Source organism: Thalassorhabdus alkalitolerans, from assembly GCF_042656525.1.
Classification (GTDB): domain Bacteria; phylum Bacillota; class Bacilli; order Bacillales; family Marinococcaceae; genus Thalassorhabdus; species Thalassorhabdus alkalitolerans.
Window position 1 is genome coordinate 275,494 of record NZ_JBHSOZ010000010.1, and the last position, 15,952, is coordinate 291,445.

11 protein-coding genes are annotated in these 15,952 nt (G+C 42.0%); 5 read left to right on the forward strand and 6 right to left on the reverse strand.

Translation table 11 applies throughout. The annotated features are described in order from the left end of the window. The first annotated feature begins 17 nt into the window (after positions 1 to 17). Positions 18 to 1,634 (forward strand): carbon starvation CstA family protein, encoded by a 1,617-nt coding sequence (locus tag ACFPU1_RS16350; RefSeq protein ID WP_385942997.1) that lies wholly within the window; start codon positions 18 to 20, stop codon positions 1,632 to 1,634. 31 nt (positions 1,635 to 1,665) lie between these two features. Here ACFPU1_RS16350 and ACFPU1_RS16355 read toward each other — a convergent pair whose 3' ends face one another. The 5 genes from ACFPU1_RS16355 to ACFPU1_RS16375 all read right to left on the reverse strand — a co-directional run bounded on the left by ACFPU1_RS16355 (position 1,666) and on the right by ACFPU1_RS16375 (position 6,978). Further along, on the reverse strand, positions 1,666 to 3,099 hold the full coding sequence (locus ACFPU1_RS16355; RefSeq protein ID WP_385942999.1) for a CapA family protein: 1,434 nt from the start codon (positions 3,097 to 3,099) through the stop codon (positions 1,666 to 1,668). Between the two features lie 12 nt (positions 3,100 to 3,111). Further along, a complete protein-coding gene (pgsC, locus tag ACFPU1_RS16360) occupies positions 3,112 to 3,561 on the reverse strand; it encodes a poly-gamma-glutamate biosynthesis protein PgsC (RefSeq protein ID WP_100398664.1) in 450 nt (149 codons plus the stop codon). Beyond that, positions 3,561 to 4,757, reverse strand: a complete 1,197-nt coding sequence (pgsB, locus tag ACFPU1_RS16365; protein ID WP_385943001.1) for a poly-gamma-glutamate synthase PgsB — start codon at positions 4,755 to 4,757, stop codon at positions 3,561 to 3,563. The genes pgsC and pgsB overlap by 1 nt, the downstream gene beginning before the upstream one ends. A 244-nt stretch (positions 4,758 to 5,001) precedes the next feature. Next, on the reverse strand, positions 5,002 to 5,163 hold the full coding sequence (locus tag ACFPU1_RS16370) for a hypothetical protein (RefSeq protein WP_385943003.1): 162 nt from the start codon (positions 5,161 to 5,163) through the stop codon (positions 5,002 to 5,004). A gap of 18 nt (positions 5,164 to 5,181) precedes the next feature. After that, on the reverse strand, positions 5,182 to 6,978 hold the full coding sequence (locus ACFPU1_RS16375; RefSeq protein ID WP_385943004.1) for a gamma-glutamyltransferase family protein: 1,797 nt from the start codon (positions 6,976 to 6,978) through the stop codon (positions 5,182 to 5,184). Positions 6,979 to 7,357: 379 nt separating this feature from the next. On the opposite strand from ACFPU1_RS16375, the gene ACFPU1_RS16380 reads away from it, so the two are divergent. Next, positions 7,358 to 7,660, forward strand: a complete 303-nt coding sequence (locus tag ACFPU1_RS16380; RefSeq protein WP_054635762.1) for a CC/Se motif family (seleno)protein — start codon at positions 7,358 to 7,360, stop codon at positions 7,658 to 7,660. A gap of 279 nt (positions 7,661 to 7,939) precedes the next feature. After that, complete coding sequence (locus ACFPU1_RS16385; RefSeq protein ID WP_100398668.1) at positions 7,940 to 8,197, forward strand: DUF2651 family protein; 258 nt, start codon at positions 7,940 to 7,942, stop codon at positions 8,195 to 8,197. Between the two features lie 22 nt (positions 8,198 to 8,219). On the opposite strand, the gene ACFPU1_RS16390 is transcribed toward ACFPU1_RS16385, so the two are convergent. Further along, on the reverse strand, positions 8,220 to 8,483 hold the full coding sequence (locus tag ACFPU1_RS16390) for a hypothetical protein (RefSeq protein WP_385943006.1): 264 nt from the start codon (positions 8,481 to 8,483) through the stop codon (positions 8,220 to 8,222). A 227-nt stretch (positions 8,484 to 8,710) separates the two neighbouring features. Here ACFPU1_RS16390 and addB point away from each other — a divergent pair, with 227 nt between their 5' ends. Then, entirely contained in the window at positions 8,711 to 12,214 is a 3,504-nt protein-coding gene (addB, locus tag ACFPU1_RS16395) for a helicase-exonuclease AddAB subunit AddB (RefSeq protein WP_385943008.1), read from the forward strand. Beyond that, positions 12,204 to 15,947: a helicase-exonuclease AddAB subunit AddA gene (addA, locus tag ACFPU1_RS16400; protein ID WP_385943010.1), complete on the forward strand. Its 3,744-nt coding sequence runs from the start codon at positions 12,204 to 12,206 to the stop codon at positions 15,945 to 15,947. Before addB ends, addA begins: the two co-directional genes overlap by 11 nt. Positions 15,948 to 15,952 lie beyond the last annotated feature (5 nt).

Sequence of the window (15,952 nt, forward strand, 5' to 3'; positions counted from 1 at the left end):
GAAAGGAGTAAATATTCATGAACCTGTTAACCTTGCTGTTAATTTCAGGAGTCATTTTTATTATTGCTTACTTTACGTATGGCCGCTTTTTAGAAAAACAAATGAAAGTAGATCCAGGAAGAGAAACTCCTTCTTCAACCATGTATGATGGCGTGGATTACGTCCCGGCAAAAAAGCCAGTCCTCCTTGGCCATCATTTTGCCACAATAGCCGGGGGAGGTCCCATTGTAGGACCAGTGTCAGCAGCTTTGTTCGGGTGGCTGCCTGCGGTCATTTGGATAATCGTAGGAAGTATATTTATAGGTGGTGTTCATGATTATACCTCTTTACAGGCTTCCATAAGACATAAGGCTCAATCCATTGGTACGATTATTAAGGAATACATCGGCAATCGAGGACAGCTTCTGTTTCTTATATTTTCCATTGCCACATTGATTTTGATCGTCGGAGTTTTTGTTATTTTGGTAGCGGATACATTTGTAGCTGTGCCCGAGGCAGCCACGGCTTCTATTTTGTTTTTAACGGTTGCTATTATATTTGGTTTCCTTGTAAATCAGCTTAAAATAAACTTACTGGGTGCCACCATCCTCGGAGTTTTAGTCATGTTATTTTGTGTGTGGATGGGAATTTTGTTTCCGGTTTCATTATCAGCAAATGTATGGGCAGTAATTCTGCTGGTATACGCTTATGTCGCTTCCATACTTCCTGTTTGGGTATTGCTGCAGCCAAGAGATTATCTTAACTCATTTCTTTTATACGGGATGATTTTTGGAGCTGCGATCGGTATATTAATTGCAGCACCTATGATGCAGCTTCCGGCCTATACAGGATTTGTGAATCCGGAACTGGGATTTTTGTTTCCTATCTTATTTATTACCATCGCATGCGGAGCAATTTCCGGATTCCATTCCCTTGTTTCTTCCGGCACTACGGCAAAGCAGCTGGATAATGAGAAAAATGGAAAATTCATCGCCTATGGCGGGATGCTTCTTGAAGGATTTCTTGCCATTATAGCCATTGGAAGTGTTGCATATTTAACTCAGGCTGATTTTGCCGCACGGATGGATGCTCTTGGGGGTCCAATCGGAACATTTGCGGCCGGCATTGGGTTTTTTATGTCACACTGGGGAATACCTGAAGCGACTGCCGTGACCTTTACAGCCCTTACCGCTTCTGCATTTTTGTTAACCACGCTGGATTCAGCTACAAGGTTAATGCGTTATGCGATACAGGAGCTTGGTGAGGGGAGAACAAAAGCATTCAAGAATAATCATGCTGCTACTTCCCTGGGGTTAGTCGGAGCTGGTGCGCTGGCATTAACCGGTACATGGTCAACGGTCTGGCCTCTGTTTGGAGCTGCCAACCAAATGCTTGGAGCCCTGGCCCTTCTTGCTATTACGGTATGGCTTTCAAAGCAGGGAGCAAAGGCATTTTACACAGCAATTCCAATGGTCTTTATGTTTGTTGTCACAGTAGCCGCACTTGGCGTCTTAATGTATAATAACCTGCTGGCCGGTAATATGTTTTTAGTAGTAAGCGCCTTCATATTATTCGTTCTTTGTATTTTTCTTGCCATTGAAGGGTGGAGAGCCATTTTTGGAAAAGAAAATAAAGACATCACAGTTAAACAGTAATGAAAAAACCTGGCGAGAATTCGCCAGGTTTTTATGGTGAAAAGTGTCCTTCATCTTGACCGTCTGCTGGTCCTTCCTCAACAGGTTCATCTTCAATAATACCTTCATTTGGCTGCTGCGGCTCTTCCGTTTCTTGAGGTGGTTCTATATCATATTCCTCCTCCAATGATTCTTCTGACTGTTCAGGAGGAGCGTTTTCCTCTTCATCAGGCTCATTCATTCGTTCAATAACATGTGAATGATCGACTTCAAAGATGAGACGTTCATCATTTTCACGGATAAATTCAGTATGAGTAGTGTCTTTGGTCAGCTGCCTGAAAATTCTCTGCTTGTGCAGGTCGGCAGCTGCTCCTGTCAAAGGTCTGGGCTGCGATTCGAATATACGGTAGGGAAGCATTTCTAACGTAGCCTGACCGTCATCCTGGAGCTGGTAATTGGCGATGACAGTATCTCGTGTTCTCGTCCACCCTTGATCAAAAACAAAGTTTCCGATGGAATACATGATGATGCTGTCGTTATAAATGTCTACAGATTGGAGTACGTGTGGATGGTGACCAACCACGATATCAGCGCCGGCATCTGCCATAAATCTCATTAGTTCCTTTTGGCGGGAGGTAGGAGCGCTGTCGTATTCCTGCCCTGCGTGAATATGGGCAATCACAAGGTCCGCCTCAACGGCCTGCAAGGTATCTGAAATGTAGCTGGGATCTGTCGTTAATACCCCTGGACTATTAGGTCCAGCTTGTTCCATGGCAGAGTAAAAGACATCGTTAAAGCCGACAGTAGCCACTGTTAATTCCTGGCCGTTCACATCATACGTATGATAGGAAGGAAGCATGGCATCTTCTAAGTTTCTGCCTCCCCCTATTGCCTGGACATCGTACTGTGGAAGCTCTGCTTCAAGGAGAGCACTTAATTCTGGATCTAAGTGTGTATCATCCTCCGGCTTGGCTCCTTCCGGGCGGGAGAATGTTCGGAGCGTTGTTTCCAGGCCCTCAAGCTGATAGTCCATCATATGATTGTTTGCCAGGTTGATTGTGGTAAAGTGTGCATTCTGTAAAGCTTCAACTGCTCGTGGCTTTGAGAAGAGATGAATAATTTTGTCAGCTGAGTCATATTCATCTTCGTTTAAGATAACTGGATTTTCAAAGTTTCCTGTCGTATAGTCAGAGGCCTCAAATACTGGCGCCACATGTTCAAAAATATAGTCATCCCCGTGATTATTCATTACTTCTTCAACGTGGCGGCCCATCATTATGTCACCAACCATGGAAGCGGTAAAGATTGAGCCTTCAGTATCAGGAACATCACTGGCAGATGGCTCCGGTTCTAAGAGTCTAGCTGAGATTAAAAGAATAATACACAGGCCAAGGGCAATAAGAGAGTGGGGAAGGGCTTTTTTCTTATGTTTTTTTCCTGCTGCCAACACTTTTTCTTTATAAGTAAGGTTTCTTCTTTTTGCCATGATCTAAAACCCCTAAATTAAGTAATAAACTGTAATAATTCCGAAAGTAAGAGCACTGAGGACAAGTGTACTGGAAATAGTAGGGATGACTCCCTGCTTTTGAATAGAATTTGCAATCAATCCGGGAACAATGACACCTAGTCCTCTGAATTCGTATATTTCAAAGGGGAGAACCGGATAGAAGTAATCAAAAAGCACTTTCAGTACAATACCTGTACAAAGCATGGCAGCAAACTTGCGCCGGCCATAAAGTGTAGTTATCCTCGCGAGCCCGTGAGCAACAATAACATAAGTAAGCAAGCTTACAAGAAAGACAACAAGGAGAAAGACAGGCTGGTCAAATACCAGGGCAAGGTAACCAGGAACGATTAGCCCTGCCGGCATGACGCCTGTCCTTTCTGCGTAAATTAAACTTAAAACAACTCCCACAATTAATGCGATATATAAATCTGTACCAAACACTACATGGCCTCCTCTTTAACTGAATCGTCTGATTTGGATTTATTTTGGAAATAATCGGCAAGCTCTCCGCCTGCTCCTTTTATATTGCCCAATCCAAACAGAGTAGTATTGTTTGCTTGTTCCATTAATACGTCTGCTATTTCAGTGATTGTTTTATCTTCTAGGTTGATGAGCTCTTTAGCTGGAAGTTCTCCACGTTTGTAGGCATTGACTACAGGCTGAGTGAAGGATCCAATTAAGGCTAACCGATGAGGAGGCAATTTTGGCAAAACATCTTTGACAAATTGTTCCGTCCGTTCTACCCGGTCATCACGGCAGCTTAGAATAATAACCGGCTCTTCTGATGGATAATCCGACTCCTCAATGTGCTTCCAAATATTTAATGTCGAGGTTGCATCATTGGCTGCAAACCCATTAATGAAATATGACACGTTGTCATGGTTGTCTTTAAAAGGGAGAAAGCGAAGGGCGCCAGGGTCTGGATTGGCATTTAGCATCCCTTTTAAAGCCGTTTCTTTGTCTATACCTGCTGCTTCTGCAAACGCAAGTCCGATTGCCACGTTATCAGGAAATACCATGTACGTGAATTTGTTCAGGTAATCCTCTGGTATAGCATCCTTGTCTGCAATATAGACTTTTGTGTTTCTTTTTTTAGCGAGAACACGAAAATAGGACTCATAAGGCCCCTTATTAATAATTAAGTGTCCATTATGAGGAATTGTGGCAGTAAAGGCTTCTGCTACATGATCCAGAGTAGGGCCAAGCACATCCATATGATCCTCGAGCACATTCACGATGACACCGTAATTCGCTTGCAGGAATTCATTTTGAAGTGTGATCTGATAATCAGGATTAACTGCCATACACTCACTTACATACGCGTTAGCATTTAGTTTGGATGCTTCTTGAAGAACCTCTTTTTGTTCTCTGATATTAGGTCCTTCAGGCTTTCTCTGGATTGGTTTTTCTTCACCATTCCAATAAATTTTCCGGGCGGTTGTCCCGGTTGTTTTTCCTACTGTCTTATACCCTTCTTCATTAACAATACCTGTAATTAAACGGGTAACAGTCGATTTGCCCCGAACACCATTCACATTCACTCGCAGAGGAATTGAATCTATTGCTCTTTGGGTTCTTTGCTTTTCGATTACTCCTGCTATGATAACAAGAGCAAACGCCAAGAACATTAAAGTCATTGTTATGATCCTCCTAGTCACATACTCTCTATAAGTACTAACCCTATTTTTCCCTTCTCAAAACACCTTTATGTTGAGTAAATCCTTAACAATAATATAACACTCTTTGCGACAAGTAAATGAACAACCTGACCTATATTCAAAGTATTTTATGTAACATTGTAGAAAAAAAGTGAAAAAAGACGCCCTTTCTGTGTAAAAGAAAGGGCGGCATGGGAAAAATGAACATAATGTTACAATTCCCTTAAGGGATATCTATAATATCTTCCTGTTGTTGAAAATCATTATTCCTTATCTGGTCCATTTGGTTTTCTTCTTCGGATGTCAGGCCTTCATCCTGTCTGAAAGAAAACATAAACGTAACCAGCATGAGTACAAATAGAGAATACCCTAACAATTGCTTCACAATCATCACTCCATCATATTATTCAACTTCATCTACTATAGCACTTCCAGCACGTCTTGAGTCAGAAATTCCTTGAACTTTGTTTTCAAGGGAGTTTACATAAATGGTTTCCAAGCTGCCAAATGCTGTTCTTGAAGAAGTAACGGTAGTGAGGTAGCCTATTTCTTCTAAATCTGCCCGAAGTCCAGGGATTTCATGCAGCGGGCTTTCCAAAATCACTCTATCTTCTTCAGTTTCAGGGTCATATTCTGCAAAGAAACGACTCGCATTTACACTTTCCGCATAGGTCTCATCAAGGTAGGCATGTCTTAGCATAGTCTGTGCCATCATCGCTGGGATCCGGTTTCCTCCTGGAGAGCCCATCACTATAATTTCTTCACTATTCTCCTCTACCACAATAGTAGGGGAAATAAAACTTCTTGGGCGTTTTCCTTCTTCAATCACGTTGGGAGATCCCTCAGTGGTATTGAAACCAGAAGTCAGCTGACTGTTCATTAGCATGCCATCCACCATCATACCTGAACCGAAAAAGTTCCCTAAAGAATGAGTGGTGGAGATGGCCATACCGTCAGCATCCACAACTGATATATGAGTAGTATCTGAAGACTCTGAGGCTTCATCAATAACACTAGGTCTGACTTCTTCAAAGCGATCACGATTAGGAAGTCTCGTTTCTACCATATAATCAAGGTAATCATTACTTAATAGCCTGTCCTGATGCATTGGATTATGATTGGAATTCCAATGTTCATATCCTTCTTCTGGATAGAAGTTAGGATCTCCCATAAATTCCATTCTCTGAAAATCGGCTTCTCGAATAATCTCAGACAAGACATGCACATACTCTGAATTAGGTTCATCCTCCATCAGCTCTTCAATGCCAATTCTTTCAGCCATCTCCAAAATATGAATAAAGGTAATTCCAGACAATGGGGGTGGTGCTGAATAAAGATCATAATTTTCGAAATTGCCATGAACAGGCTCGCGAGTTTCCACTTCATATCCTTGGAGGTCTGCAGAAGAAAGGTGGTCTACCTGTTCAGTTATGCTTTGGGCAATCTCTCCTTCATAAAAGTCGTTAAGACCATTATTTTGAAGGGTGCGCATAGTTTCTGCAAGTTCAGGCTGAATGATGGTTGTTCCCTCTACAGCGGGTGTTCCATTGGGAAACAGCGGTGGAGCCATGTCGGCAGAAATGCGGTAATCGGCCCGTTCAAGCCCTAAGGCTTGCAAATCATCCATCACATAGCCTTCTTCAGCAAATTGTATAGCAGGATCAATCAGCTCTTCGATCGTAAAATTACCTGAAGCATGGTTATCGTAAAGTTCCTGCATTCCTCTGGCAAACCCAGGCACAGCAATCATATCTTCAGGGTCCGTGCTGGCAGCAGTTTCACGATAATCATAAAAAACAGGTACATTCCCGTCTTCCAAAACAAGAGAAGCGCCCCCGCCTCCCAGGCCGGAGCCCTGATTTTCTGTGACCCCTAAGGTGAATGACATCGCAATAACTGCATCTGCAGCGTTTCCGCCTTGTTCTAATATAGTACTTCCGACTTCAGCAGCATGGGGATCAGAACTGCTGATGCCATATCCACCCGGGCTTTCGATACTGACTTCCTGTAATTCTTCTTCCTCTGCATCCATTTCTACTTCATCACTCGTTAGATCATCATTTGCTTCATCTGTTGTTGCAGGTTCGTCATCACTTGCCTGGTCATCGTCGTCTCCGCCGGTAAACCCGCCGACGGCATAAATAATGAGACCCAGGACAACCACGCCTGCTAGTATGTTTGTTATTGTTTTCGCTGACAAAACGTCTGTCCGCTCCTTTCGTTAAGCATGAATCTAGTAAAAAAGCTAAACCTCGACAACTGCCTAGCTAATATATTACCAATTTATATAAAGAAATAGCAACAAAAAATAAGGTCACAGCGCTGCCTGATTTTGAAGGAAAAGCTTTTCGGTTAATTACCAATTATCTCCACAAAAAGCTGTGAGTTAATCGTGTATTATTTGTATTATTTCTGTTTTATTGAAGTTAATAGCGAAATATATAGCGTAAGGTATTATTATGTCAGATGATGATGAAAATAACGCACTATATCTTTTTATATCTCTATTTATCATCGCAATATGATGTGTTACAATTTGTCTTGTAAAAATTTTTTGATGATAGTAAGGAGGATTTTTTATGCTTGTAAATGTAAATTCAGAAACACGGCAATGGATCAGGAAAAATGGGGGAGCTGTCACATTAAGCCCGTTTCAGCCGTTTGGCCGTTCAAGCCGTTCTTTAATAGATGTAGAATTAAGCTTTGAAAAGCCGGTTGAAGCGGAAGGATACCACCTAATTGAAGTGAAGGATATTCAAGTGTACGTCCATCCTTCTTTAGAAGTAAAAAAAGCCGCAGCAATTAAGATTAATGGATATGGGCCATTCCGTCATCTGAGCGTAAGCGGATTCAAGCGTTTTAAAAAGAAGTCCGTGATATAACAAATAAGAAACTGCCGTTCAAATAATTAAAGATTCTACAACGGGTTATTTGTTGAGAGACTAAATTAGGCGAAAGGTTTGATTTTCATTGTGTAGTAAAAATTAAAAGGCTGTTTTCGAAAAATATTCGAAAACAGCCTTTTTTATATCCCGGCAGGAAAAGATAAAAAGGACTGAAAGGAGCTAAGGAGTCTACTTTAAAAAAGGTTACATCCTTCATACATATAACAGAAGCCAAATGGAATAATAGGGGAAACACGGGAAAGGACGGTGCGCTATATGAACATGGCTGATCTGCAAATTCTATTTCCATTTTTACCTTTTTTTATTTTTGCGGTATCTGTGTACGGTACAGCTAAGCTGAAAAGGTTTTATATTATGCCGCTAGCAGTCTTAATTATATTTCCGATTGTAAGCAATATGTTGTTTCATACTATAAACCTTCCCTGGGTAATTTTTTACACAGGTTTGTCATTGCTTGCTTCTTTTATTACCTGGTCCCTGCGTTATCGTTTCCAGCAAAAAGTCAGAACATGAGCGAAGCACAAAGACGATTGCCTTAGGCAATCGTTAGTTTATGGGATATATAATAGATGCATACGAGTAGAAAAACAGCAGACAGAACAGAAAGAATGAGCGGAATATAGTTATTTTCAAGAGTACCTTGTCTTTTGCTCTTCCATAAATATAAGTAAAATAAAATAAAAAACAAAGCAGCTCCCAGGGAAAAGAAAATTTCAAAATACCGTAAATCTGAAGTGACGAAGACGGAGATAAAAAATAAACCCATTCCAATGATAAATAGAATGTGATAATTTTTCATAATTAACACCCTTTTTGATCAACTCACACTTTCAGTTAATCAGGAAACTTTTCTCATGTTTTGAGAAAGGTTTTTTTCTTATTCCCTTTGTCTTAAGATTTAAACCCACACCTTGTACGATATGTTAAAATGAGAACGAACGTTCTTTGCGAAGTAATAATTATGTTAATCATAAATTGAAGTGAACAGAGATGACGAATATAAAGATCTGAAAAAGGAGGAACAGTATGGGGGTATCGTTTTATTTGGGTCGTTCCGGGAGTGGGAAGTCAACAGCTATTTTACAGGAGATTCAGCAAAAATTAGCGGAAGAACCAGCCGGGCGGCCAATTATTTATTTAGTACCTGACCAAATGACTTTTCAGTCAGAGTATCAGTTAGTGAAATCTGCAGGAGGAATGGTTAGAGCACAAGTGTTCAGCTTTTCCCGCCTTGCATGGAGAGTTCTCCAGGAAACAGGGGGGGCAGCAAGGTATCACCTGGAACAAACAGGTATACATATGCTGCTCCGCAAGATTGTTGAGCGAGAAAAAGAAAGATTTTCTATTTTTACTAAATCAACAGAAACAAGCGGCTTCATAGAACAGCTGGAGCAGATGGTGGCTGAATTCAAAAGATATGCGGTGACTCCCGAGGTTCTTGTGGAGAAGAAGAGGGAGCTGGAAGCAAAGGATAATGTGACTCCCCAGGAACAAGTATTGATTGATAAGCTGGAAGATGTCAGTGTCATTTTTAAGCGAATGGAAGAAGAGCTGGCCGGCGCCTACGTTGGCACAGAGGATTACTTGCAGCTCTTAACTGAAAAAATCGAGGATTCTTCGTTTGTAGAAAATACGGAAGTGTATATCGACGGTTTTCACAGTTTTACTCCCCAAGAACTTTCAGTGCTTGATAAGTTAATGGCTAAGGCCTCAAAGGTTACGATTGCTCTTACCCTTGATAAACCATATGACATAGAAGCTCCCCATGAGCTTGATTTATTTCATATGACGGCTCAAACCTATCAAACGTTGCGTCAGCTGTGCAAAGAAACAAGCTGTGAAGTGGAGGATGTGGTTACATTTGAGAGTGGGCAGCGTTTCAGGGAAAGCTGCCTTGCTCATTTAGAGAATTCTTATGAGGCCAGACCTCTGTCACCTGCTTCATGCGGGGATGCCGTCCGTATTTTTTCTGCCGTTCACCGCCGGGCGGAAATAGAGGGAGTAGCGAGGGAAGTTCTTCGCCTTGTCAGGGAAGAAGGATACCGGTATCAGGATATAGCGATATTGCTGAGAAACATAAATGAATATGGAGATCTTCTAGATACTGTTTTCACAGATTATGAGATTCCTTTATTTATGGATCAGAAACGATCTATGCTCAATCATCCGGTAATTGAGCTTATTCGTTCAAGTCTTGAAGTGATCCAGGGGAATTGGCGTTATGAAGCGGTCTTCAGGTGTTTCAAAACCGATTTTCTCTTTCCATATGATGCCGGGAAACAAGAGATGAGAGAAGAGGTAGATGAACTGGAAAATTATGTCCTTGCTTATGGAATACAAGGTAAGCGCTGGCGTGAAAACGAACCGTGGACATACAGCCGATTTCGTACTCTCGCAGAAGGTGAATTTGTTAAAACGGATAAAGAACAAGAATTTGAAGATCAGATAAATCGTCTGCGAAAAGAGCTGACTGTACCTTTATTAAAGCTGGAACGGAAAATAAAAAAGGCAGTGACTATAGAAGAAAAGTGCACAGCACTTTACTTGTTCCTTGAGGAGTTGGAAGTTCCCAAAAAGCTTGAGAAGATGAGAGATGAGGCGGCTCAGGCAGGGGATCTCGCCTATTCTCGTGAGCATGACCAGGTGTGGGGGGCTGTAATTGACCTTCTCGACCAGATGGTGGAAATGGCAGGAAATGAAAGGTTATCTTTCAAAATGTTTCAAAGCATGCTCGATTCAGGAGCAGAAAGTATGCGATTTGCACTTGTACCCCCCGCGATGGACCAGGTGATCGTTGCTGACATGGAACGCTCTCGTCTTTCTCAAATTAAATGCACATTTATAATGAATGTAAACGATGGGGTCATACCTGCCCGTCCTGATGAAAATGGCCTCATTAATGATGAAGAGAGAGGGTGGCTGGAAAGTAAAGGGATGGAGCTTGCTCCAGGAAGTACAAGGCAGCTGCTTGATGAGCAATTTTTAAGTTACCTGGCACAGGCTACTCCTTCGGAGAAGCTTTATTACTCATACCCTATGGCTGATGAGGAGGGGCGCGCCCTTCAGCCTTCCATGTTAATTAAACGTGTAAAAGAGCTGTTTCCTGACGTGGAGGAAACTCTGCTTATGAACGACCCTCATGAAGAAGAGGAAGATGAGCAGTTAGCTTTTATCAGCAATCCGGGAAAAACTCTCTCTTATTTAACAACCCAAATGCAGGCCTGGAAAAAAGGCTATCCAATGGCTTCGTTTTGGTGGGATATTTACAATTGGTATACAGAAATTCCTCATTGGCGTATGCGAGCCGGCATTACCTTATCAAGCTTATTTTATCAAAATACAACTCGCATACTTGATAGAAAGACAAGCATGGAATTGTATGGACAAAATATTAAAACAAGTGTATCGAGAATGGAGCAGCATCAATCTTGCGCTTTTTCACAATTTGTTTCCTACGGACTTTCTCTCAAAGAGAGAGATACGTATCGGCTTGAAGCCCCTGATGTAGGCCAGCTGTTTCATGCTGCTTTAAAGCAAGTGGCAGAACATCTTCGTTTGAGAAATAAAGACTGGGCTGCTCTTTCAAAGGAAGAGAGTCGTAATCTTGCCAAGGAAGTTGTCAATGAGCTTGCTCCAAAAATTCAGCGGGAAATTCTTTTAAGCTCTAACCGTCATTATTATTTAAAGGAAAAGCTTGAAGAAGTGGTTTCAAGAGCTTCCATTGTTCTTAGTGAACAGTCAAAGATCTCTGGTTTTTCTCCTGTTGGCCTGGAAGTGGGGTTTGGTCCAGGGGAAGAGCTTCCGCCTCTTCGATTTTCACTTGATAATGGAGCAAAGATGGAAGTTGTCGGACGTATTGACCGAGTGGACAAAACAAGTGGAGAAGATGGCCTGCTTCTTCGTATCATTGATTATAAATCGAGCCAGAAAGATATCAGCCTGACTGATGTATACTTTGGCCTGGCTCTGCAAATGTTGATTTACCTTGATGTGGTCATCTCATTTTCAGAAGAGTGGCTTGGTAAAAAAGCTGATCCGGCTGGTGTTTTGTACTTCCACGTTCATAATCCTATCGTTCAGGCAACGCAGACAATGAGCATGGAAGAAATTGAACGGGAACTCTTTAAGAAGTTTAAGATGAAAGGCCTCTTAACAGCTGATGAACATGCCATCAGAGAAATGGATCAGACTCTCGAAAGCGGACATTCACAAATCATACCGGTAGGCTTGAAGAAAAGTGGAGGATTTTATTCTAACTCTTCCGTTATAGATCCAGATGATTATGAGTATTTGAGAACGTTTCTCCGTAAACAGGTAAAGGAAATTGGTGAGTCGATTACCAGTGGGCACGTAGAGATAAACCCTTTTAAAGTAAAGCAAAACACCTCCTGTACATTTTGTTCATATAAATCAGTCTGCCAATTTGATCCTGCTATGGAGACAAATGACTTTAGGCCCCTTGCCCAGTATAAAGAAGATAAACTCCTTGAAATGATTCGGAAGAAAGGCGGTGACAATGATGAAAGTTAGACCAAAGCCAAAGGATGCCGTATGGACCGATGAACAATGGCAGGCTATAGATGCGAAAGGAAACAATATATTGGTGGCTGCAGCTGCCGGCAGTGGAAAAACAGCGGTACTGGTAGAGAGAATTATCAGGAAGATTGTTGACCCGGATGATGAGGCGGAAGTTGACCGGTTATTGATTGTGACATTTACAAATGCAGCGGCAGCGGAAATGCGAAACAGGATCGGGGAAGCGATTAATAAGGAAATCCAGAAGCAGCCTGGTTCCCTTCATCTTAGACGCCAGCTTTCTCTATTAAACCGGGCTCATATTTCAACTCTCCACTCCTTTTGTATGAACGTAATAAGAAAGTATTACTATAAAGTGAATATCGATCCAAAGTTTCGCATACTCGATGACACTGAAGGAGAGCTGATGAGAGAAGAAATCATTGAGGATATCTTTGAAGAGGAGTACGGAATAGAAGGTAACTCTAGTTTTTATAAGCTGGTTGATATGTACAGCGGAGATCGAAGTGATGATGCTCTTCGCAGCCTGGTTAGAAGGTTATATGACTTTTCAAGGTCCCATCCTTCTCCTGAATACTGGCTGGATCAAATGGCTGCACGCTATGATATTTCAGATGCTGAACGGGTAGAAGACCTCCCCTGGACTCCTGAATTGCTTCAAGATATTCAATCGCAGCTGAGGGGAGCTCAAAGCTGGATTGAAAAAGCATTGCAAGTGACACATGAACCTGGAGGGCCCCATCCATATGGTGAAAATTTTTCAGAGGACCTGGAAAAGATCTCATCACTTTTGCAGGCAGATAACTGGGCTGAACTTTATGATAAATTTCAAACATTTACTTATGGAAAGCTCAAGACAATCCGGAAAACAGAAGGAGTGCTTGATGAGCTGAAGGAACAAGCCAAAAGTTTGCGGGAGCGGGCAAAAAAACAGACCCAGGAATTAAAGGAAGGGCTCTTTAGCCGTCCACCAGAGGTGTTTCTCAAGGATGTAAAGACTATGGCACCTTCCATTAGGTATCTCGTGAAGCTTGTAAAAGAATTTTCAAGTCGTTATCAAGAGGCCAAGCGGGAAAAAGCCCTGGTTGATTTTTCTGATCTTGAGCATATCTGTCTTACTATTTTAACCGAAGGATTTGGAGAAAATGGGACACGGCTACCTTCTGAAGCAGCAAAGGAATATCAGGATTATTTCGTAGAGGTAATGGTGGATGAATATCAGGATACAAATCTCGTTCAGGAAACCATTCTTTCACTTCTTTCTAAAGGAGATAACCGCTTTATGGTCGGGGACGTTAAACAGAGTATTTATCGATTCCGACTGGCCGAACCGGGTTTATTCCTGCAAAAATACAAAAAATACCAGGAAGAAGATAATACTGAGGGATGGAGAATCGACTTGGCAAAGAACTTTCGCAGCCGCTCTGAAGTTCTCGATGCAACCAACTTTTTGTTTCGGCAGATTATGGATGAAAGCGTAGGAGAGATTCCTTACGATCAAGCGGCCGAACTACGACTAGGAAACACAAGTTACCCTCAAAGCGCTGGCTTTGAAGCAGAGATTGCGGTGATCAATAAAGGGGATCCAATCGAATCCAGCAAAAACGAAAATGAGATGATAGAGTTAGAAGAGGAACTGGAAACCGCACAGCTTGAAGCAAGGTGGATAGCGCGCAAAATCAAAGGTCTTGTGGAATCAGGCCAGGAAGTTTTTGATAAAGACAGTAAAGCGATGAGAAAAATAAGATACAGGGATGTCGTAATCTTAATGCGTTCGATGCCATGGGCTGCAACGATGATGGAAGAATTTAAAAAGGAAAACATTCCTGTATACGCAGAGCTTAGTACTGGATACTTTGAGGCTGTAGAAGTCGCTGTTATGATGTCTCTCTTAAAAGTGATAGATAACCCTTACCAGGATATTCCTCTTGCATCCGTTTTACGTTCACCGATCATTGGTCTGGATGAAGAAGAGCTTGCCCAAATAAGAATAAAGGATCGAAAAAGTTCCTATTATGAGGCTCTGAAAATAGCATCCATAGAGATGGAAGATGAAGCTCTCAAAAACCGTGTCACTTTCTTTTTAGAACGTCTTACTCATTGGCGGACCAGTGCCCGTTGCGGATCCCTTTCAGAGTTAATCTGGGATTTATACAGAGAAACCGGGTACTATGATTTTGTCGGCGGACTGACAGGAGGAAAACAAAGACAGGCAAATCTAAGAGCTTTATATGATAGGGCTCGAGCCTATGAGGAAACGTCTTTTCGAGGTCTCTTTCGTTTTCTTAGGTTTATTGAACGAATGCAGGAACGAGGCGATGACCTTGGTGCAGCCCGCGCATTGGGAGAGCAGGAGGATGTGGTGCGAATTATGACAGTCCATAAAAGTAAAGGGTTGGAATTTCCGGTCGTTTTCTTTGCAGGTATGAACAAGCAGTTTAATATGCAGGATGTCAGGGGCACCGTTATGCTTCATAAAGAACTTGGATTAGGATCGAAATTTATTGATCCTGCATTAAGAGTATCCTATCCTACTCTTCCTCAGCTTGCTATTAAAAACCGTATGAAATTAGAGAGTATCGCGGAGGAAATGAGAGTCTTATATGTTGCTTTAACAAGAGCGAAAGAAAAGCTTTACCTTGTGGGAACGGTAAAAGATGCAGAAAAATCTCTTCAAAAATGGCAGGAACATGTATCGATTGAGGATTGGCTGCTTCCAGCAGCAGAACGGGCAAAAAGCAGTTCTTACCTGGATTGGATTGGGCCGGCTGTGCTCAGGCACTCAGCGGGCACAGATCTAAGAGGAGAAGAAAACGCAAAGGTTCTCGAAGGCGTTGAAAATGACCCTAGCAAATGGAAAATCGAAATTAAGCAGCAAGAAGAGCTTCAGCAATTGCCAGAGAAAAAGGAAACAGCTGCTACTCTCCTTGAAAACAAGGTGAAAAGACTAGAACCCGTAGAAGAATCTTCTCCCTATCAGGAAGTGGTCCGCTTCCGTCTAGAATGGGATTATGAATTTCAGTCAGCCTCGGTACACCGATCCAAGCAGACAGTAAGTGAAATCAAACATGATATAGATGACGAGTACAGTGATCGGGAATTTATCGGGCATTTCAAATCAGAGACTGCCGAACGTCCCCGCTTCATGCAGAGATCCCGGTTAACCCCGGCTGAACGTGGAACCGCTATTCATGCCGTAATGCAGCACGTTCCACTTCGTTCATCTATATCAAAAGAAGAGGTTGACCGCTTGCTCTTTATGATGACGGAGAGAGAACTTGTAACAAAAGAACAAGCAGACAGTGTAGATGCAGAGGCTGTGGTTCAATTTTTATCTTCTGAACTAGGAAAAAGGGTATCCTCTGCGAGGATGGTTGAACGCGAGGTTCCTTTTACCTTTGCAATGGCCGCCTCAAAAGCTTACCAGGACTGGAATGAAAATGAAGAAGACGAAAAAGTATTAGTCCAGGGAGTGGTCGATTTATTATTTAGAGACGAGAAAGGTGATCTTGTTCTTGTAGATTACAAAAGTGACAAGATTACGAACCGGTTTACAGGAGGGTTTGAAGAAGCGGAACAGGTCATGAGGGAACGCTATCAAACACAAGTCAGTATATACATGCAAGCTCTTGAATCAATTTTTAACGAAAAAATACAAGAGGCCTATTTATATTTCTTCGATGGTTCCAGTACTCTTGCGATGCACACGGAAAGAAAGGAGGAATAAAAGAA

Bases quoted from the DNA above. Each gene is read 5' to 3' on its own strand.
- pgsB (WP_385943001.1), bottom strand. From the start codon at position 4,757: ATGACTTTAATGTTCTTGGCGTTTGCTCTTGTTATCATAGCAGGAGTA.
- addA (WP_385943010.1), top strand. From the start codon at position 12,204: ATGAAAGTTAGACCAAAGCCAAAGGATGCCGTATGGACCGATGAACAA.
- ACFPU1_RS16390 (WP_385943006.1), bottom strand. From the start codon at position 8,483: ATGAAAAATTATCACATTCTATTTATCATTGGAATGGGTTTATTTTTT.
- ACFPU1_RS16355 (WP_385942999.1), bottom strand. From the start codon at position 3,099: ATGGCAAAAAGAAGAAACCTTACTTATAAAGAAAAAGTGTTGGCAGCA.
- ACFPU1_RS16350 (WP_385942997.1), top strand. From the start codon at position 18: ATGAACCTGTTAACCTTGCTGTTAATTTCAGGAGTCATTTTTATTATT.
- ACFPU1_RS16385 (WP_100398668.1), top strand. From the start codon at position 7,940: ATGAACATGGCTGATCTGCAAATTCTATTTCCATTTTTACCTTTTTTT.
- addB (WP_385943008.1), top strand. From the start codon at position 8,711: ATGGGGGTATCGTTTTATTTGGGTCGTTCCGGGAGTGGGAAGTCAACA.
- ACFPU1_RS16380 (WP_054635762.1), top strand. From the start codon at position 7,358: ATGCTTGTAAATGTAAATTCAGAAACACGGCAATGGATCAGGAAAAAT.